The following is a 19976-nucleotide window of genomic DNA, read 5'->3' as shown; positions in this document are numbered from 1 at the left end:
TTTTGTTAATTTATAAAATTTTCTGTAACCGTTTGGAATCGATTTGTGTATTAATGCCTGAGATTTTTATATTTATCTGATTTAAGGCATCTTTTAATCTTAGAGCGTTAAATGCCGGAATTCTTCCAACTTTTACACCAACATTAATGGCATTAAGAGTTGTTTCAATTGAATTTTTTTCATCATTTAAAGCTTTTTTTAATTTTATTAAATAGTTGTATTTACTAAGAAGTGTAATTAATAGACTTTCTCTTTTTAAAAGATTAATTTTTGCTTTATATTTGCTTGCAATTAACAGATGGGAAATTTTGCTTTTAGTATCGTATATATTTTTTACAAAAATTGGCATAGAAGCAGAAAAGCCGATTTTATTTATATTTTGAGAAAACCAATAACCTCCATGCTGCATTCCAATTTGTTGTGATTTAGTTGGAGGCAGGGGTTTTATATTTGTTGGAGATGAAAAATGCTCGCTACTGGCAAAAATTGAAACACTGGGATACAGACTGCCAATTATTTCTTTTTTTAGAGTTTTTGTTTTTTTGATTAATAGATTGTCAATTTTTGTATCGGGTGTTTTTTTGATTGCATTAAAAAGTTCGTTTAAATTTGTGGCATTCAGAGAAATCGCCAAAATTAATCCGAAAGATAATTTTTTCATTGTTTCGCCTTTATATAATTTGTTATTGTTAAAATCAGTTCTTTTTTTAAATCAAATTCGCTTGAAATTTCACAGCATGTAATAAGTGAGATTATTTTTTTTCTGATTTCCATTGTGTTTAAATATGTTGTAAAAGATGAAATAATTAAATTTTGAATAAAAAAAGGATTTATATTTGTGTCTTTTAATATTTTGTTTAAAGCCTGTATCATTTTACTTATTATAGAAACTGATTCTTCGTTTAAATTTCTAAATTCACATGATATTTCTTTTGAAAGCAGCTTTGCCAGGAGAGACTCTTTTTTAAAAAAATTATCCAGGGTATCAATATAATGTTCTAAATTTTTAAAAATATCACTTGAGATGTTAAATTCCAATTATGAAAAAAAATAAATAAAAATTGCATTATATAAATCATTTTTATTTTTAAAATGATAATAAAGTGCAGGTTTTGTAATATTAAGCTCTTTAGCTATGTCCTGCATAGATGTGTTTTTATAACCATTGATTGCAAAATGTTTTAAAGCGGTTTTAATAATTTTTTGTTTCATTTGTTTCCTTACTTACTAATAAGTAAATTGAATTATAAAATTTTTTTGCTAAAATGTCAATAAAAAAGGAATAAAATGAAAAAAATAATTGCTATAGCGTTAATCGCTTCAGTTATGTTTGCGGCAAACAACGATGATATTAATAAAAAACTTGATTTGATACTTCAGAAAATGAATATGCTTGAAAAAAAAGTTGACCAGAGAGATAAAGAAATTGAAAGTTTAAAAAAAGAGTTAAATCAATCTCAACAAAAAATTCAAGAGCAGGTTCAAAAACAACAAGAAACTCAAAAAAAAGAGCTTGAAAATAAATTGGTGCTTAATAGCTGTAAAAATATAAAAGCCAGTAATTTTTCTTATGAATATCACGATGATGTAATCCCTTATTATACATTAACTTATACCCTTACAAATAAATATCCTAAAAAAATAGTTCATTTAAAAGGTGATTTAATTATAGAAGATAAAGACGAAGTTAAAATTTTGCAGGATTATATAGACAGAGATGTGGATTTAGCCCCCGGACAAAGCATTACAATAAAAAAAGTCCATACGGTTACAAGTGATATGGAAAAAGAACTTGCAGGGGAAAAACCGCAAAATCTTAAACTTATTTTTGAAGTAATAAGGGCTGATTTGGCTGACGGAGGAAGGGTTGAGTGCGGAATTTTTTAACAGACTTTTTCTCCGCTTAAAATATTAAGCTCATCACAGCTGAATCCGGCTTTTAGCCTTGCGGCTACATTTAAATCTTTTTTCTTCCAGTCTTTAAAAAAGTTATCTACTATATTAAAATATGTTTCAATTGGTTCTAAGTTTTCTTTTTCACAAATCCATTTAAACCATTTGTCTCCTTTGCTCACATGAGGAATTTCTTCTTTTAAAATGATTTTAAGCACTGCAATTACTTCTTGTGCAAAAGGGTCTTTATATTTTTGTAGTCTACTGATTATTTTTTCATTTGCATCAAGTCCGTTTGCCTCATACCATCTTGGAATTATTGCCATTCGGCTAAGTAAATCCTGAGTTTTCTGACTTGCTTCAAAAAGTGAATTATGAACTGGAAAATCCCCGTATTTATGCCCTGTTTTTTCTAATAAATTATTTATAAGTTTAAAATGTTTAATTTCATCAGCGGCAACTTCCAGCCAGTCAATATAAAATCCTTCCGGCATATTTCTAAACCTGTAACAGGCGTCAAGAGCTAAATCAATAGCTGAATATTCTATATGAATTAAAGCATGAAGCAAAACAGCTTTTTTTTCATCTGTTTTAAATCCCTTTCTTCTTGGCACATTGGCAGGAGGGACAATTTTACAAAAATTTGCGTAGCTTGGTTTTTCAAAAAATTTCGGTTTTTCTTTTGATTCGGGATTAACGTTAATTTCTTTTATTAATTTTTCTTTTTCACTGGCATCAGCTGAAATTATAGCTTTTTCCAAAATGGAATACATTTAAAAACCTTTTTATAAATTATAGCATTTTTTCATTTTTTATGTTACAATCCGCTATATAAAATTATATATAAGGCTAATTATGTTAATAGATTCGTTTAACAGGACAATAGACTATATACGGGTTTCGGTTACAAGTAGGTGTAATTTCAGGTGTCTTTATTGTATGCCGAATACCCCATTTGAATGGGAGCCTAAGGAAAATGTATTAAGTTATGAAGAAATGTTTGAATTTTTAAAATTGGCCATTGATGAGGGTGTTAAAAAAATAAGACTTACAGGGGGAGAGCCTTTAGTTAGAAAAGATTTGGATAAATTTGTAAAAATGCTCCATGATTATAAACCGGAGCTTGATTTAGCACTTACTACAAATGGTTATTATTTAAAAAAATATGCTAAAAGATTAAAAGATGCCGGGCTTAAAAGAGTTAATATTTCAATAGATTCCCTAAAACCTGAAGTTGCCGAAAAAATAGCCCAGAGAGACTGCTTGAATAATGTTTTAGAAGGAATTGACGAGGCAATAAAGGTTGGATTTCAAGTGAAATTAAATACAGTGGTTATGAAGGGAATTAACGATAATGAAATTTTGGATTTGCTGGAATTTGCAAAAAATAAAAATGTGATAATCAGATTTATTGAGTTTATGGAAAATGAGAGGGCTTATCCCGGTATTAAAAGGGTGGATTCAAAAGAAGTTTTGGAAAAAATAAGGAGCAGATATTCTTTTAAAGAACTTCCGAAAAAAAACGAGGCGAGCAAGAATTTTATGTTAAATGACGGAAATATATTTGGTATTATCGAGCCTCACAATGAAGAATTTTGTAAAAGCTGCAACAGAATCAGATTAACGGCTGAGGGGTATTTAATACCGTGTCTTTTCTTTACAGAAAGTTATAATATAAAAGAGGCTATAAGAGGGGGAAACATACAAAAAGCTGCAGAAATTTTAAGAGATGTTGTAAAAAATAAGCCTGAAAAAAATGACTGGCAAGAAGAAAAAGTAAGCGACAGGGCGTTTTGGGAGACAGGAGGGTGATTAAATAGTGAGTGGTGAAAATGGTGAGTGGTGAAAATGGTGAGTGGTGAAAATGGTGAGTAGTGAGTTTTGAGTCTGTCCGTCCGCTTGCAAAGCGGCGGGGTGGTGAGTTGTTAGTAGTCAAGTATCAAGTTGCCAAGAAGCCAATAAAGTTGAAAAATGGAAAATTAAGGGGGAAAATGGAAAATATAAAAAAAGCCGCAGAAGCTATAAAAAAATCAAGCCATATATTAATAACAGCCGGGGCCGGGATGGGGGTTGATAGTGGTTTGCCTGATTTTAGAGGAAAAGAAGGATTTTGGAGAGCTTATCCTATAGCAAAAAAACTTGGACTTTCATTTGAAGCTTTGGCAAATCCAAAATGGTTTGATATTAATCCAAAACTAGCATGGGCTTTTTATAGTCATAGACTCAAAATGTATAGAGAAACCACGCCGCATGAAGGCTTTAATATTTTACTAAATCTTTCGCAGGATAAATTTGTTTTTACTTCAAATGTTGACTCTCAGTTTCAAAAAGCCGGATTTAGCGAACTTAAAATTGTAGAAATTCACGGCAGTATTCATTATTTGCAATGCACTAAACCGTGCAGCAGTGAAATTTGGGAAAACAATGAAAATATTGAAATTGATGAAGAAAAGTTTGAAGCTTTAAACTTTCCTAAATGCAAAAATTGTGGCATAATAGCAAGACCGAATATTTTAATGTTTGGAGATTTCAGATTTATTGAAAAAAGAGTAAATCTTCAGATTGCCAGATTTGAATATTGGCTTCAAAGGGTTGATAATCTGGTTATTATTGAAATAGGGGCCGGAAGTGAAGTGCCTACCGTTAGAAATATGAGCGAAAAAGTAAAAAACAGCTTTGGCGCTACTCTTATCAGAATAAATCCGCTTGAGAGTCACGGGGCTGATATTGAGATTAAAAAAGGCGCTCTTGATGCGCTAAAAAAAATCAGAAAATATTTATAAAGGAAAATTTATGAAAAAAATTTTTTTATTTTTAATTGCAGTATTTTCTTTTGGTTTTAACCTGAATCAAAATTACAGTTGTGAAACACTCGGTTTTGCGTTTAAAAAAAACGGGAAAATATTTAATGTGCCCAATGATGTAAAAACAAATAAACAGATTAGAAAAGATTTGAAGAACTTATACAAAATAGATATAAAACCCTTAAATAATTCTTTGTTTTTAAAAATAGGTGATAAAAACGACACACTGCCTTATATACAGACTATAAAAAACCAGTTTGACGTTTATGTAACAAAAGATAAACAGGTAATTGTTTTCGCAGATAAAAACGTTTCACAAATCGCATTAAAAATACCTTCCCAGCAGATAGTCATATATTATCAGTGTAAATAAAAATTGTTACTTTTTAGATAAAAAATAAAGTTTTTTTTAAAACTTTATTAAATTTATTTTTAATTTTTGTATAATATCCCAAGGGGATAAAAATGAAAGAAAAATTGGAAAATTTTTTTGCCAAACTAATTCTTGGAAAAAACGAGCATTTGGATTTCATTGATTACATAAAAAAAACATATAAAAATATCATACATTCCCAGGTTATGAAAGTGGATATGCTTTCAATTTTGTTTTTTGTCGGTAAATGGCTCCCGTTTGCCATTGCTATCGGTATTACTACAGGTGTAATAGCCTCTTTTATGGATTTGTTGATAGTTCATATAAACAAATATCTTAATACCAATATAATTTATTTATTTATTTATCCTTTTTTGGTTTCTGTTATTACCGGATTTGCCCTAAACCAGGATTCAAAAATAGGGGGACCTGGAATAGGTTTTGCCGTTTTACATCTAAAAACCCCTCTTTATTTAAAGGTTAAAACTCTTTTATTAAAACTTATAGTTTCTATTTTCACCTTATCCGGAGGGTTTATCGCGGGAAGGGAAGGGCCTTCTTTTTTCCTGGGGGTAGGTTTAGGAGAGTGGCTTGGCAAAGCATACGGATTTTCAAGAAAATTTAAAAATATGCTTGGTTTAATCGGAGGGGGCGCCTTTACAGGGGCATTACTGAAAGCGCCCCTTGGAAGTTCAATTTTTGCAATGGAGCTTGAAAATACTTATGATTTTGATTACAGGCCTTTTGTGCCTATGATTGTTGCATCCATTACGAGTTATCTGACTTTTTCATTTTTCAGGGGTAATCACGCATTTATCAATTTGGTTAAAAAGCCTATTTGGTATTTAAATGATATTCCGTATATTATATTAATGGGAATTGTAATTTCAATAATTATTTATGTTTATACAATAACTTTTCATTTTCTTCAAAAAACATCAAGGATAATTCCTGTCAACAGAAGACCGTTAATCGGAACGCTTATTTCAATTCCTTTTTTGATAGGAATTTATTATTCCACCAATAATATCGATATACTCTCTGCTCCTGCGAATATGGAAATTCTCTCAAATTTAGCCCAGAATCATTTTACAATAAAAATGGACATTGCCTTTATTTTATATACAATAGTTATAACATCTTTTACTCTGGCTTTTGGAATTCCCGGCGGTCTTGTTTTGCCTGTTTTGATAATAGGTGCTGCAGTGGGTAATATTTTCGGAAATTATTTTCCAGATGAAATTGCTATGTTTACACTGGCCGGTATGGGGGCTGCTTTGAGTGCGGCTGCAAAAACACCGCTTGCCGCAATTGTAATGATTACGGAAATGAGTCATGATGATGTTGTGATACCTATGACGGCGGCTGTTATTACAAGTTATCTTACAAGTTTCGGTTACAGTCTCTATCTTGGACTTGAAAATCCTTTCAGAGGGGATTTGAAATCACTACATTCTCATATGAAAAACAAAAATGCTTAAAAATACGGGGCATTTTTTTATAATTCCTCTTCTTTTGGGGGCAATAGGCGGTTTTTCAGCTATTTTATTCAGGTGGCTGATAAAAATTTTTACATTTTTAAATGATAAACTGAACATTTTTCAAACCCATTATTTTTATTTGATTTCTGTTCCTTTTTTGTTTTTTATATCAGATTATTTGGTAAAAAAATTTAAAATATCTTCTGAAAATGTCACGCTTGAGCTTATTGCAAAAAAGGTGATTCTTTTAAAAGGTAAATTTTCCAAAATAAAAGGCTTTTTGGTTCTGTTTTTAACAAGCGTAAGCATAGGATTCGGTGTGCCTGTCGGAAGGGAAGGCCCTATAGCAAAAATGGGAGGACTTTTGAGCGAAGTTTTTTTGGAAAAACTGAAAATAGAGAAAATAAATTTTCCTATTTATCTGGGAGCCGCCATTGCTTCCGCCATTGCCGCAACATTTAATGCACCGATAGCCGGGGCGCTTTTGGGGCTTGAAATAATAATCGGTAAAATAAATTCATATGTTATTATCCCCCTTATTGTTTCGGTTGTAACCGCAACCTTTATTTCAAGGGAGTTTATAGGTAATTTTGCGGCTTTTATTGTCCCTCATTTACATTGGAATGAGGAATATGTCATATTTGTGCCTTTTGAGGCGGTTTTTATTGCTTTGTTGTGTCTTGTAATTATAAAGGGTCTTGAATATTTAAGAATTTTTAAGTTAAAAAACAGGCATTACTGGCACAGATATATTGTTTTTTCAGGTTTTGCTGTAGGGATGATTGTTGCATTTGTCCCGGAAAGTGCCGGAGTGGGATATGAACATATTACCGCACTTTTAAATAATAATAATTATTCACTTGATTATATCTTAATAATTTTTCTCGCAAAAACGGCAGGGCTTATTTTAAGTATAGGAAGCGGGCTTTTTGGAGGAATAATGTCTCCGAGTATTTTTATAGGTTCATTCGGAGGCTTCTGGTTTGGAGATATTTTTACAAAATACGGGATAGATCCGAGAATTTTTGCGGTGGTGGGGGCTTCTTCAATGCTTGCCGGAATTACAAAAACACCTCTTAGAAGTTCAATTATTATAACCGAACTTACCCATTCTTATCAGTTGATTTTGCCTATTTTGGTGGCTTCAAGCATCAGCGTTTATTTAATTTCATGTTTTCAGGGAGATTCTTTTTTTAAAAGGGCATTGCTTCAAAAAGGTATAGATATTGATAATAAAGATATTTATAACTTTTTAAAAAACTGTAAACTGGAAAAATATTTAGTGAAAATAAATCCCCTAAAAGAAAATCTCTCAGTATATATGGCTTCAAAAATTTTAAAAAAAAGCAGGTATGCAATTTTGCCTATAGTAGATGAAGAGGAAAAATTAATAGGCATAGTTACCCTTACAGATATAAGAAAAAGTGTCCTGCTGCATAAAAAAAACATAAAAATAAAAGACATAATGACCAGGGAACCTTTTTGTATAAAAGAAAATCCGTCTATGGAAGAGTTGATTAAAGCGATAAGCCTTATAGGAAACAGATTTGTTCCGTTTGTTGATAAAAATGGGAAATATCTTGGGTTTATTGATTTAAGAAAACTTGTAAAAGAGCTCTCGACCGCTAATTCGGCATACTATTTGAAATAAAAATTTATTTTTAGTATAATTTCGTTTCAATGCCTCCTTGCTCCAAGCTAAGGGGCTAAATTAGCCAGAAGGAGAATTAATGCTCAGACATTATGAAACAATGTTTATTTTAAAACCGACATTAACGGACGAAGACAAGGAAAAAAACCTTCAAAATATTCAGGATGTAATTTCTAAAGAAGGTGGAGAAGTTGTTGCTATGGATAAAATAGGAATCAGACAGTTGGCATATCCTATTAAAAAGTTTGAAAGAGGAGATTATTATATAATTTATTACAAAGCTCCATCAGGCGCAATGCTTGAACTTGAAAGACAAATGAGATATAACGAAGATTTGTTAAGATTTATGACAGTTAAATATGAAAATAAAAAAGAAATAAAACGTTTCGAAGAAATGGCAAAAAATGTACAATAAAATTATCCTTGTAGGGAATTTGACAAGAGACGTTGAACTCAGATATTCCCCTGCAGGGACGGCAATAGCGAAATTCGGAATTGCAACAAACAGAACATATAAAGACAGTGTGAGCGGAGAAAACAAAAAAGAAGTTATGTTTATAGATGTCACTGTTTTTGGTAGAAGCGCGGAAATAGCCAATCAATATTTAAGAAAAGGCTCTAAAGTATTAGTTGAGGGAAGATTGGTATTAGACCAGTGGGTTGACAGCAGCGGACAAAAAAGAAGCAAACATTCTGTAGTTGCTGAAAAAATACAGTTTATGGAAACAAAAGCGGAAGCTGAGAGAAACAGAAATTATGAAAATTCTTATCAAGCTCCTCAGCCGCAAGCACCTAAAGAACATTCACAGCCTAAACAAAACAAAGATATACCGTCAATAGATATTGACGAAGACGAAATACCATTTTAAAGGATAGATAATGGCACAGGATCCAAAGAAAAAATACGGAAAAAAAAGATGTAAATATTGTGAAATGAAAGTAGATTATATCGGATACAAAGATATTGACTTAATTAAATATTCTTTGTCTGAAAGATATAAAATTATGCCAAGAAGATTAACAGGTACCTGTAAAAAACATCAGGATATGGTTCAAAAAGCCATTAAAAGAGCAAGACAAGTGGCGTTAATCCCTTATGTAGTTGACAGAAAAAGAGTTGTCGAAAATCCGTTTGAGGCCATCAAACCTCTTAAAGCCAAATAATTCCCCCTTTTTCGGGGCTTATTTATGGCTACAGTTTATTTAAACAAAAAAAATCTTTTTTTTAACCTCGATAAAATTTCAAAAATAAATCCTAATATACTTGCCGTAATTAAAGACAATGCTTACGGACACGGAATAATTACTTTTTCAAAAATGCTAAATGAATACGGTATTAAAAAAGTCTGTGTTAAAAACAATTCTGAAGCCGAAATGGTAAAAAGCTTTTTTGAAGAAGTAATTGTATTTTACCCCGGTACTAACAGAAATGCGAAAAATATTTCTTACGGAATTAATTCAGTAATTCAGCTTAAAAAAAACCGTCACCCTTATATTCATTTAAAAATTGATACAGGAATGCACAGAAACGGAATTTTAACGGATGAGTTAAATGAGGCTTTAAATATTATAAAAGAAAAAAATTTTGAATTAAGAGGCGTTTTTTCCCATTTTTGCTGTGCGGATGAAATTGGGAACGATACATTTATACAACTTAAGAGATTTGAAGAAATAAGAAAAAAAGTTATTAATTTTTGTGAAAAAAACAGTTTAAAAATACCGTATTTTCATTTAGCAAATTCAGCCGCTTTAGACAAACTGCCTTATACTTTTGATTATGTACGTCCCGGAATTGCAATGTACGGTGGAATTGAAGGGTTTAAACCAGTTATGAAATTAGTTGCAAAAACAATTTCAAAAAGAAAAATTTTTTCGCTTCAGGGTGTGGGATATAATAAAAAATTTATGAGTGATAAAAATATAACGGTTTCAACCGTTGATGTGGGATACGGTGACGGACTGCCTTGTTTCACAGAGGGGTGCAAATTAAAAAACACAAATGCACTTGGAAAAATTTCTATGGATTCCATGATAGTTGAAGGTGATTTTGACGAAGTGGTTGTGTTTGATGATGTGAAAGAGTTTGTTAAAAATTTTGACACTATAACTTATGATATTTTAGTGAAAATTTCCCCGAGAATAAAAAGAGAAGTTATAAATAGTGAGTTGTGAGTGGTGAGTAGTGAGTGGTGAGAAGAGTAAAAGGCAATAAATGAAAGCAATAAGTGTAACCCAGCTTAACAATCAGATAAAATCCGTTGTTGATTCTCATTTTGAAATAGTTTATGTCGAAGGGGAAGTGAGCAAAGCTGTTTATCATAATTCAGGGCATCTCTATTTTACACTAAAAGATGAAAATTCTTCTATAAACTGTGCAATGTGGAGAAGTAATCTTTCAAGAATGAAATTTAAACTCACTGAGGGTGAAAAAGTCCTGGTTTACGGAGCTGTAAATATTTATGTTCCCAGAGGGGAATACAAACTAATAGCTCAAAGTATTACCCCAAGCGGAATAGGGGCGCTGCAAAAAGCTTATGAACAGTTAAAAGAAGAATTAAAAAACCTCGGATATTTTGATGAAAAAAATAAAAAACCGCTTCCGAAATTTCCAAAAAGAATAGCAATTGTTACTTCAAGAACGGCGGCGGCTTTGCAGGATATGCTGAGGATTGCAAAAAAAAGATGGCTTTTAAGTGAATTTTATCTTTTTAATACTTTGGTTCAGGGGGATGGCGCCCCTGGCGATATTGCAATGAAAATAAAAATGGCGGATGAATATATTTTTGATGACGGAAAAGGTTTTGATTTAATAATACTCGGAAGAGGAGGCGGAAGCCGTGAAGATTTATGGGCTTTTAATGAAAGAATTGTGGCTGATGCGATATTTAAGGCAAAAACACCGGTAATTTCAGGGGTAGGACATGAGATTGATTATTTAATAAGTGATTTTGTGGCGGACAAAAGAGCCGCAACTCCTTCGAACGCCATGGAAATTGCACTTCCTGATAAAAATGAAATTTTACTTTCAATTGATGAAATGATGGAAAGTTTTAATTATAAAATAAATCAGATTCTGCAAAAAAAAGAAAAAATACTTATTCATACAAAAGAGCTTTTTATATCAAATTCACCTGTTAAAAAATTTGATATGAGGCTTGATGAAATAAGGGTTTTACAAAAAAATTTTTATATTTTAACGGATGGAATTTTAAGAAAAAAAGAGAATGATTTTATAAATCTTCAAAAAAGTATGATTCTTTCTTCTCCGCTTAGAAAAATAGAAGAATTTGAAAAAGAAATAAATTTGTTGAAAAATCAGTTAAAAAACAAAATGAATGAAATAATTTATTTTAAAGAAAAAGAATTAAACTCCGTTAAAAACGCATATGAAAGAATGAATCCGAAAAACAGAGAAAAAGAAGGTTTTGCACAGGTTAGGATAGGGGATAAAAAAGTTTCTTTAAACTGTATAAAAAAAGATGATGAATTTTATGTTGAAAATGCCACAACTTCAATTCTTTCAAAAGCGCTTAAGATAGTAAGCGGTGGGCAGTAAAACTGTATAAATAAAAAAATTTATTCATAAATGTATAAATTTTATTCAATAATATGATTATTAAATGGAACTATTTTTGATAAAATCTTTAAAAAAAGGAATAAAATGTTAAAGATTTTAGAAGAAGTTTCAAACAGACACAAAAAAATTAATAAAATTGAAAAAATAAAAGAAACCTCAACTCCTTTTGAAGCTCTTGAAAGACTGAAAAATAACAAATTATTACCGGAAGACAGAAATTTTTTTCTAAAATGTTTTGGGGCTTTTTATAAAAAAAATACAGATGATTATATGCTAAGAGTAAGAATCCAAGACGGAGAATTAACTCCGATAAAAGCTCTTAAAATTGGAGAAATTGCTAAAAAATACGGAAATAATTATATAGACCTTACTACAAGAGCCCAGCTTGAGCTTAGATATATTAAAGAAGAAAATCTTTATAAAGTATTGAATGAACTTGAAAGTGTGGGAGTAATAACCTATCAGACAGGAGTTGATAATTTCAGGGGTATTTTAACCGACCCAATGGCAGGAATTTCTAAAAGCTCGGTAATAGATGATAGGATTTTAAGAGAAAAATTAGAAGAAGAGTTTTTAAAAAAAGAAGTATGCACGCTTCCTAGAAAATTCAATATTGGTATTTGTGGAAATTTTAAGAACACTTCAAACGTATTTACCCAGGATTTGGGATTTGCACTTGCTAAAAGCGGAGGAAAATACGGATTTAGGGTTTTTATGGGCGGTAGAGTCGGTATGATGGGAATTGATTCTAAAATTTTTGTAGATATTAACGAGGCTGTTTTGTTATTTAGGGGAATTAAAGAAATTTATAAAAAATATGGATTTAGAGACAACAGAAATAAAAACCGCTTTGCATTTTTAATTAGAGAAGTCGGAATTGAAAATTTCATAAAAGCATTAGAAGAATATTTAGATTATAAATTTGTTAAGACAAGTGAGCTTTTAACAGATATTAAAATAAATTATTTCCTAAAAGAAGAACTTGTTTCAGGAAAATATGCATATAAATTTATAGTTCCTTCTGGAATTTTTAGCGGAAGTGATATGATTGAAGCAGCAAGAATTGCAAAAGGTGTCAGAGGTGTGATTAAATTAACATTTGACCAAAACTTTTATATTACTGAAGTATCCGGTATTGTTGAAAAAAGTTCATTATATAAAAAATATGCTCCAAATCCATATTTTAACAATCTCGTAGCATGTGCAGGTATAAAAACATGCTCTTTTGGGGTAATTGAAAATAAACACGATGCTATAAATTTGGCAAACAGGCTTAATGATTTAGTGCCGATTGATGGAATTGTTAAATTTCACTGGTCTGCATGTGTTAAAGGTTGCGGGATTCACGGGGTTGGAGATTTTGGATTTGTAGGCGCAAAAGTTAAAAAAGATTCCGGTATAGTCCCGGGTGTAGAAATTTATGTGGGAGGAAATTCTAAAAAAGAAGGCAAAAAAGTTTTAAAAGTTGCATTGGATGAACTTGAAAAATATATTATTCCTATGATGAAACTTTATAAAGGTAGTGAACTGCCTTATGAAGAGTGGTATAAAGAAACTAATATGAGCGAGTGGGCAGTAGGATTTATTATGAAATTCAATGCTAAACATTTTGAGTTTTTACCAACCCTGCCTCTCAAATCAAATAAAATTGAATATTTTGAAATAAAAGAAATTGGAGATAAGCTATTTTATCAAATAACAAAAACACACGCATTTGACAATCTATTCAATCCGCTACAAGTTAAAAGCTTAAAAGAATTTGGATATAAAGGCGGAATTTATGAAATTATTGATAATATGGTAAGCGGGAAATATCAGGTATGGAGTGAGGTGATAGATGAAATTTAAAAGTGTTTGCAGTTATTGTGGCGTTGGATGCGGATTTGAGATTAAAAACAGAATAAAACCTCTAAAAGATTATCCTGCAAATAGAGGGCTTATATGCAAAAAAGGAAGTCTTGAAGATAAAGTTGTAAATAATAGAATCTTAAAACCACTATTTCGTAAAAATAAAAATGAAGAGTTTAAAGAAATAAGCTATGAAGAAGCAATAAAAATCATTACAGATAAAATAAAAGCTTCAACTCCTGAGAAAATCGGATTTTATCTCTCAGGCCAGCTTTTAAATGAAGATTATTATATAGCAAACAAACTTGGTAAAGGATTTATAAATACAGCAAATGTTGATACTAATTCAAGAACATGTATGGCAAGCGCTGTTGTAGGATATAAAAAAACAATAGGAAGCGATTATGTGCCTTTAACTATGGAAGATGCTATTAATTCAGATTTATATATTGTAGCCGGAGGCAATATTGCAGAAGCGCATGTTGTATTTTTCAATAGAATTAAAAGAGCTAAAAAAAATGGATTAAAAGTAGTAGTAATTGATCCAAGATTTACAAAAACGGCAAAAATAGCTGATTTGTATATTGATATAAATGTGGGTGGGGATATTTATCTATTTTTAGCTCTTGCTAAAAAGTTTTTAGATGAAGGAATGGTTGATTTTGAGTTTTTAAAAGAAAAAGTTAATTTTAATGATGAATATTTTGAAGAACTAAAAAAAGTAGATATTGATAAATATTTAAAACTTGCCGGGGTTAGCAAAGATAAGTTTGAAAAATTAGCTGAGATGTGGAGAGAAAATGAAAATATTGTCGGAAGCTGGACAATGGGGCTTAATCAAAGCAGCGAGGGGGTTGAAAAAAATATTGCTTTTATAAATCTTTTTATATTAACAGGTAAAATGTTTAAAGATTTAAACGGTCCTTTATCTCTAACCGGTCAGCCTAATGCTATGGGAGGAAGAGAAGTCGGGGGACTTGCTACAACCTTAGCTGTTCATTTAGATTATACTCCTGAGAATGTAAAAAAAGTAGAAGAATTTTGGAAAACTGAAAATATTCCAAATAAACCTGGTCTAACTGCTGATGAAATGGTAAAAAAAGGCAAATTAAAAGTCTTAATTGTAGCTCATACAGACCCTGTGTATCACTTGCCAAATAGAAGCGAAACTGAGAAAGCTTTTAGTGAAATTGATTTAGTAGTTGAACTAAATGCATATAAAGGAAGTGAAACGAGCAAATTTGCTAATTTGATAATTCCGGTTGCTCCTTGGGGAGAAAAGGAAGGTACTCAGACTAATTTGGATAGATTAATTACTTTGCAAATGCCTTTTAGAAAAAAACAGACAAAACAGGACTGGGAAGTTTTTGCTAATATAGCAAAAGCTCTTGGATTTAGCGGATTTGATTTTAATTCAGGTAAAGAAGTGTTTAACGAGTATAAAGAGATGACAAGACTAAGCCCTGATATGAACGTTTATGAGTGTGATTATGAAAAATTAAAAGAAAAGCCTTTTAGATGGGGAGAAAATTTAAAAGAAGCTTTAACACCTAATAAAAAAGCAAATCTTTTATGGGTTGAAAAACAAAACAGAAGCTTAAAACCTGATAGTAAATATCCGTTTTTACTAATTACTACACGCCATGAAAACCACTGGCATAGTATGACAAAAACAGGACAGGTTATAAAAGATGAAGTTGAATTTGTAGAAATTAATGAAGAGGATATGAAAGATTTAGGAATTGCAGAAGGTGATTTAGTTAATATTGAATCTAAATTTGGAAAAGTTACATTGAAAGTCAAAAAAAGTAAAATAAAAAAAGGAGTTGTGGCAATTCTAATGCATTATAGAAAAGTTAATTTCCTAACTAACCCTATTTTAGATCCGGTCAGTAAAGAGCCGGACTACAACCATACTCCTGTAAATATAAGAAAAATTTAAATTTTTTAAGGAGGGCAAAAAGGAGGAATAGAATGGATATTATTCGTCTTCTTTTGCAAATTTTTGATATAAGAATTCGAGTATGGCTTCTCTGCATCTGATATATTCAGGGTCTTCCTGAAGAGCAACCCTGTCTCTTGGGCGAGGGAGATTTACTTCAAGGATTTCACCAATAGTGGCAGCAGGTCCGTTTGTCATCATAACAACCCTGTCACTTAAAAGTACAGCTTCATCAACATCGTGTGTAATGATAATAACTGTATTTTTAACGTTTTGCTGAATTCTCATTAAATGATCTTGTAAATTTGCTCTTGTTAATGAATCAAGTGCACCAAAAGGCTCATCCATAAGCAATACTTTCGGTCTTACTGCAATTGCTCTTGCAATACCGACCCTTTGTTTCATACCGCCTGAAATTTCATCGGGATATTTGTCTTTTGCCTGAGTTAAATGTACCATGTCAATAAATTTTTCCACTCTTTCTTTTAATTCATTTTTTGATAAATCAGGCATTACTTTTTTTACCGCCATTTCAATATTTTTATAAACACTAAGCCAAGGAAGAAGAGAATGGTTTTGAAAAACCACCGCCCTGTCAGGTCCCGGGCCTTTTATTTCTTTGTTTTCTAAAATTACATTACCTTTTGTCTGAGGCTCAAGCTGTGAAATTACATTAAGCAATGTTGATTTACCACAGCCGCTGTGCCCAATGATTGAGACTATTTCATTTTTTTTGATAGTTAAGTTTATATCAGTTATGGCCACATAATCTTCTTTTCCCGGAATAGGAAATCTTTTTTCAATATTTTCTAAAATTAAATAATTTTCAATACTCATTACGCTCTCCCTCTTTTTCTGTAATCAAAAAAGTCTGCTATTTTACCCATGATGGTATCTAATATCCATCCAACAATCCCAACTATGATAATTCCAATAATAATATGCGGATAATTTAGATTATTGTATTCATCCCAAATCCAAAAACCGATACCAGTTCCACCTGTTAGCATTTCGGCAGCGACAATTACAATCCATGCTATACCAAGGGATAGTCTCATTCCCGTAAAAATATAAGGTACCGATACAGGAAGCATAATTTTATACACCATTTCTATCGGTGAAAATTTAAGTACTCTTGCAACATTGATATAATCTTTATTTACACTCTGAACCCCCAAAACCGTATTGGAAATAATCGGCCATATTGATGTAATAAAAATTGTTGCAATTGCCGTTGGGTTAATTGCCTGAAAAATTAATAAAAACAGTGGAAGCCAGGCAAGCGGAGACACCGGCTTTAATATTTGAATATAAGGATTTAGGGCATAATAAAATTTTTTACTCATTCCAATCATAAAACCGATTGGAACACCTATTATTATCGCCAGGATAAATCCTCCAAACACTCTTTCCAAAGAGGCTAACACCTGCCAAAAAATACCCTTATCCTCATCAGAATTTATATAAAAAGGATCAGTTAAAACCCCTTTTACAACTTCTCCGTCAACATTTCCCCCAAATGCTGCAATCCAGACATCTTTTGGGCCCGGTAAATTCTCAATATTGGCTGAAAGGGCATCCCAAACCCCTATTATTGCAATAAATGTAAGTATTGGCAAAATTATTTTTACAACCCAATTCACTTTTTTCATCTAAAACCTTTATTTTTTTGTTACATATTTAGGGTCTGCACATCCGGCTACACCATATGGGCATTCATATTTTGGCTGAACTGTTTTAAGGCTTCCTTCCCAAGTATTTACTTTTTTAAGCTCATTTTCACTAACTGCCGGATGTTTTACTTTGAAGCTGTAAATATATTCAACAGCTTTGTTCGGGTCAAATACTTTTCCATCCATAAATTTATTATATTTATCAATTCCGTCTACTTTCCATGGACTTGGTGGCAGTTTATAACCAACTTCTTTTGCAACTTCTGAGAACAGTTTCGGTTTATAAACTGATTCAATTACTTTTTTCATATCAACAGGTCTTTTTAACTGTCCCCATCTATACATTTGAGTTATAAACCACATTCCGTGTGAATAAAACGGATATGCGGCATAATAATTTGCAAATACGTTAAACATTGGATTTGGCTCTGACTTATGCCCGGCTACATATTGGAATGTTCCTGTCATTGATTTTTCAAGAACTTTTACAGGTGCATAAACATATTGTTTTTTACTTAAAATTTTTGCAGCTTCTTTTCTGTGTTTCCAACTTTCATCAAGCCACATTTGGGCTTCAATAATAGCTTTCATTACAGCTTTTGTAGTTTTTGGATATTTTTTTACAAAATCTGCTCTAGCTTGCAAAACTTTTTCAGGATTGTTATTCCAGATATCATAGTTTGTAACTAAGGCACTGCCTTTTCTTGCCATAACTATTCTTTCATTCCAAGGTTCACCAACACAATAACCTTGAATATTTCCTGCAATTAAGTTTTGAGGCATTGTTGGAGGCGGGAATGGTTTTAATTTTGTATCGCTGTCTGGGTCTATTCCGCTTGTTCCCATCCAGTATCTAATTTCATAATTATGAGTTGAGTATGGTCCTACCATACCAAATACAAGTGGTTTATAATTTTTCCCTTCTTTTTGTTTTAAGTAATCAATATATTTTTTAAGTGGTTCGCTTCCTACCGGTCTTTTATATTTATCAAGACCAAATTTAACCATTTCTTTTACCAGTTTATTACCAAAAGTAATAGCATTTCCATTATAATCTAAGCTTAAAAGTGCAACTAAATGGGCATGTCCCATAAGTCCAAGAGTTGCAGCAATTGGCATACCAGCAAGAGCATGTGAAAAATCATATTGTCCATTAATTACTTTTTGCTGAATTCCAGGCCATCCTGCGCCCTCTTTTACTAATTTAACTTTTAGTCCTTCTTTTTTAAAGAAACCTTTCTCTTTTGCAATTACAATTGGTGCACAGTCAGTTAGTGCAATAAATCCAATTGTTACTTTTTTCTTTTCCACATCTGCAAGCAGTGTTGAAGCGAATACCGACACCCCAAGTCCGATTGTTAATAATTTTTTAAGTTTCATAAAATCTCCTTTTAAATTTATACAGACGAATTTTAACAATAAAAAGATAAAAATAGTATTAATATATTGTATAAAAATTAATCAGTAAAATTAAAAAATTTATACATTTTATAAATAAACTTAAAAAAACATTCCGATATAATCCATTAAAATTAAAGGAAGAAAATGCTTATCAATTTAAAAATTAAAAAAGCTTTAATTATAGGTGCAGGAAAAGTTGCTAAACAAAAGGCTGATGTTTTAAATAAATGTGGAGTTGAATTTGAAATTATAGCAAAAGAAAAAATAGATAATTTTCCTTATGATGTAACCTTAAAAGAATTTGAAATAAGCGATTTAAATGGATATGATGTAGTAATTGATGCAACTGGTAATGAGAATGTAACAAAACTTTTACTTGAAAATAAGAATTTTTTATTAAATGTGGTTGATAAGCCGGAATTTTGTGATTTTTATTTTGGAAGCATTGCTAAAAAAGGTGATTTAGAAGTTTGTGTAAGTAGTAATGGAAAAAGTCCGAGACTGACTCAGGTAATAAGAGACAGAATTGAGAGGATTTTGCCTGATAGTTTTGAGTTAGATAGAAAAAAAGATTACGAAACAATAAAAAAAGAGACTTCAAAAGTATTTTTAATAGGATGCGGAAGCGGTGATACAGATTTGCTTACAATTAGAGCCTATAATACATTAAAAACACTTGATGTAGCATTATATGACCATTTAATAAATCCTGAAATTTTAGATTTATTACCAGAAAATTGCGAAAAAATTTATGTAGGAAAAGAGAAAGGAAAACATTCAAGAAAACAAGAAGAAATAAACGCTCTTATTTTAAAATACGCTAAAGAAGGAAAAATTGTCGGCAGATTAAAATCTGGACATCCATTTATTTACGGAAGAGGTGCTGAGGAATTAGAAGCTATTACCAAAGAAGGTATAAATGTTGAAGTTGTTGAGGGACTTAGCAGTGCAATATCAGCTCCTACTTTTGCTGGAATTCCGCTAACAATCAGAGGAAAAAAAGATACTGTTTTAATAGTATCAGCTCATTTAAGAGACAAAAGAATAAATCTTGACTGGATTGAAGAGCTTAAAAAAGAAAATTTAAGAATAGTAGTTTTAATGGGACTAAGCCGTGCAAGACATATACAAAAAAAAGCACTTGAAATAGGAATAGACCCGTTAAAAAAAGTTGCAATAATAAATTCGCTTAAAAAACAGGTTATAAAGACAACCCTTGAAAATTTTGCTAAAAAAGCTAAAGAAATGGAAAAACCGGCCGTTATTGTATTCTAAGGGTTTAAATTTACATTTTTTTGCCGATATGGAATAAAGATTGCTTGATAATATAAAA

General features: G+C 31.3%; 21 protein-coding genes. 14 read left to right on the top strand and 7 right to left on the bottom strand.

Annotation, left to right across the window (positions count from 1 at the left end; genetic code table 11):
- Positions 1-10: 10 nt before the first annotated feature.
- Genes DZ64_RS0102280 through DZ64_RS11725 form a run of 3 tightly spaced genes read right to left on the bottom strand, consistent with a single transcriptional unit; the run spans position 11 to position 1212 of the window.
- Complete coding sequence (locus tag DZ64_RS0102280) at positions 11-661, bottom strand: TolC family protein (RefSeq protein WP_024789271.1); 651 nt, start codon at positions 659-661, stop codon at positions 11-13.
- A complete protein-coding gene (locus DZ64_RS0102275) occupies positions 658-1038 on the bottom strand; it encodes a hypothetical protein (RefSeq protein WP_024789270.1) in 381 nt (126 codons plus the stop codon). Before DZ64_RS0102275 ends, DZ64_RS0102280 begins: the two co-directional genes overlap by 4 nt.
- Complete coding sequence (locus DZ64_RS11725) at positions 1039-1212, bottom strand: TetR/AcrR family transcriptional regulator (RefSeq protein WP_084029301.1); 174 nt, start codon at positions 1210-1212, stop codon at positions 1039-1041.
- A gap of 75 nt (positions 1213-1287) precedes the next feature.
- On the opposite strand from DZ64_RS11725, the gene DZ64_RS0102265 reads away from it, so the two are divergent.
- Positions 1288-1887, top strand: coding sequence for a hypothetical protein (locus DZ64_RS0102265; RefSeq protein ID WP_024789269.1), 600 nt, complete (start codon positions 1288-1290; stop codon positions 1885-1887).
- On the opposite strand, the gene DZ64_RS0102260 is transcribed toward DZ64_RS0102265, so the two are convergent.
- A complete protein-coding gene (locus DZ64_RS0102260) occupies positions 1884-2666 on the bottom strand; it encodes a ferritin-like domain-containing protein (RefSeq protein WP_024789268.1) in 783 nt (260 codons plus the stop codon). The two genes, DZ64_RS0102265 and DZ64_RS0102260, sit on opposite strands and share 4 nt — an antisense overlap.
- 82 nt (positions 2667-2748) lie before the next feature.
- Between DZ64_RS0102260 and moaA the strand changes: the two genes are divergently transcribed.
- The 12 genes from moaA (at position 2749) to DZ64_RS0102200 (ending at position 15569) form a co-directional block, all read left to right on the top strand.
- A complete protein-coding gene (gene moaA, locus DZ64_RS0102255; RefSeq protein WP_024789267.1) occupies positions 2749-3705 on the top strand; it encodes a GTP 3',8-cyclase MoaA in 957 nt (318 codons plus the stop codon).
- Positions 3706-3884: 179 nt separating this feature from the next.
- Entirely contained in the window at positions 3885-4676 is a 792-nt protein-coding gene (locus DZ64_RS0102250) for a Sir2 family NAD-dependent protein deacetylase (protein WP_024789266.1), read from the top strand.
- A 10-nt stretch (positions 4677-4686) separates the two neighbouring features.
- The gene (locus DZ64_RS0102245; protein ID WP_024789265.1) at positions 4687-5070 is read left to right on the top strand and encodes a hypothetical protein; all 384 of its coding nucleotides are present in this window, start codon (positions 4687-4689) and stop codon (positions 5068-5070) included.
- Positions 5071-5162: 92 nt separating this feature from the next.
- Entirely contained in the window at positions 5163-6551 is a 1389-nt protein-coding gene (locus DZ64_RS0102240; protein WP_024787040.1) for a chloride channel protein, read from the top strand.
- Positions 6544-8202 (top strand): chloride channel protein, encoded by a 1659-nt coding sequence (locus DZ64_RS0102235; RefSeq protein WP_024787039.1) that lies wholly within the window; start codon positions 6544-6546, stop codon positions 8200-8202. Before DZ64_RS0102240 ends, DZ64_RS0102235 begins: the two co-directional genes overlap by 8 nt.
- Positions 8203-8281: 79 nt before the next feature.
- Positions 8282-8617 carry a 30S ribosomal protein S6 gene (gene rpsF, locus DZ64_RS0102230; protein ID WP_024787038.1) on the top strand — a complete coding sequence of 112 codons (336 nt, stop codon included), beginning with the start codon at positions 8282-8284 and terminating at the stop codon, positions 8615-8617.
- Positions 8607-9071, top strand: a complete 465-nt coding sequence (gene ssb, locus DZ64_RS0102225) for a single-stranded DNA-binding protein (RefSeq protein ID WP_024787037.1) — start codon at positions 8607-8609, stop codon at positions 9069-9071. The genes rpsF and ssb overlap by 11 nt, the downstream gene beginning before the upstream one ends.
- 10 nt (positions 9072-9081) lie before the next feature.
- Positions 9082-9366: a 30S ribosomal protein S18 gene (rpsR, locus tag DZ64_RS0102220; protein WP_024787036.1), complete on the top strand. Its 285-nt coding sequence runs from the start codon at positions 9082-9084 to the stop codon at positions 9364-9366.
- 24 nt (positions 9367-9390) lie between these two features.
- Positions 9391-10374: an alanine racemase gene (locus DZ64_RS0102215; RefSeq protein ID WP_024787035.1), complete on the top strand. Its 984-nt coding sequence runs from the start codon at positions 9391-9393 to the stop codon at positions 10372-10374.
- Between the two features lie 40 nt (positions 10375-10414).
- Positions 10415-11758 (top strand): exodeoxyribonuclease VII large subunit, encoded by a 1344-nt coding sequence (xseA, locus tag DZ64_RS0102210; protein WP_024789264.1) that lies wholly within the window; start codon positions 10415-10417, stop codon positions 11756-11758.
- Positions 11759-11863: 105 nt separating this feature from the next.
- Positions 11864-13627, top strand: a complete 1764-nt coding sequence (locus tag DZ64_RS0102205) for a hypothetical protein (protein ID WP_024789263.1) — start codon at positions 11864-11866, stop codon at positions 13625-13627.
- A complete protein-coding gene (locus tag DZ64_RS0102200; RefSeq protein ID WP_024789262.1) occupies positions 13617-15569 on the top strand; it encodes a molybdopterin oxidoreductase family protein in 1953 nt (650 codons plus the stop codon). The genes DZ64_RS0102205 and DZ64_RS0102200 overlap by 11 nt, the downstream gene beginning before the upstream one ends.
- Positions 15570-15608: 39 nt before the next feature.
- Here the strand turns inward: DZ64_RS0102200 and DZ64_RS0102195 are convergent, their stop codons facing one another.
- The 3 genes from DZ64_RS0102195 to DZ64_RS0102185 are packed head-to-tail and all read right to left on the bottom strand — an operon-like array spanning position 15609 to position 18622.
- Positions 15609-16406 (bottom strand): ABC transporter ATP-binding protein, encoded by a 798-nt coding sequence (locus DZ64_RS0102195; RefSeq protein ID WP_035003050.1) that lies wholly within the window; start codon positions 16404-16406, stop codon positions 15609-15611.
- Entirely contained in the window at positions 16406-17221 is an 816-nt protein-coding gene (ntrB, locus tag DZ64_RS0102190; RefSeq protein WP_024787031.1) for a nitrate ABC transporter permease, read from the bottom strand. Before ntrB ends, DZ64_RS0102195 begins: the two co-directional genes overlap by 1 nt.
- A gap of 9 nt (positions 17222-17230) precedes the next feature.
- Positions 17231-18622, bottom strand: a complete 1392-nt coding sequence (locus tag DZ64_RS0102185; RefSeq protein ID WP_024787030.1) for a CmpA/NrtA family ABC transporter substrate-binding protein — start codon at positions 18620-18622, stop codon at positions 17231-17233.
- A gap of 165 nt (positions 18623-18787) precedes the next feature.
- On the opposite strand from DZ64_RS0102185, the gene cobA reads away from it, so the two are divergent.
- Positions 18788-19918, top strand: coding sequence for a uroporphyrinogen-III C-methyltransferase (gene cobA, locus DZ64_RS11330; protein WP_024789261.1), 1131 nt, complete (start codon positions 18788-18790; stop codon positions 19916-19918).
- Positions 19919-19976: the final 58 nt, after the last annotated feature.

The organism is Lebetimonas sp. JH292, assembly GCF_000523275.1.
In the GTDB taxonomy this organism is placed as follows: Bacteria; Campylobacterota; Campylobacteria; order Campylobacterales; family Nautiliaceae; genus Lebetimonas.
Note: the sequence above shows the minus strand (reverse complement) of the source record. Positions and strands in the feature narration are given on the sequence as shown.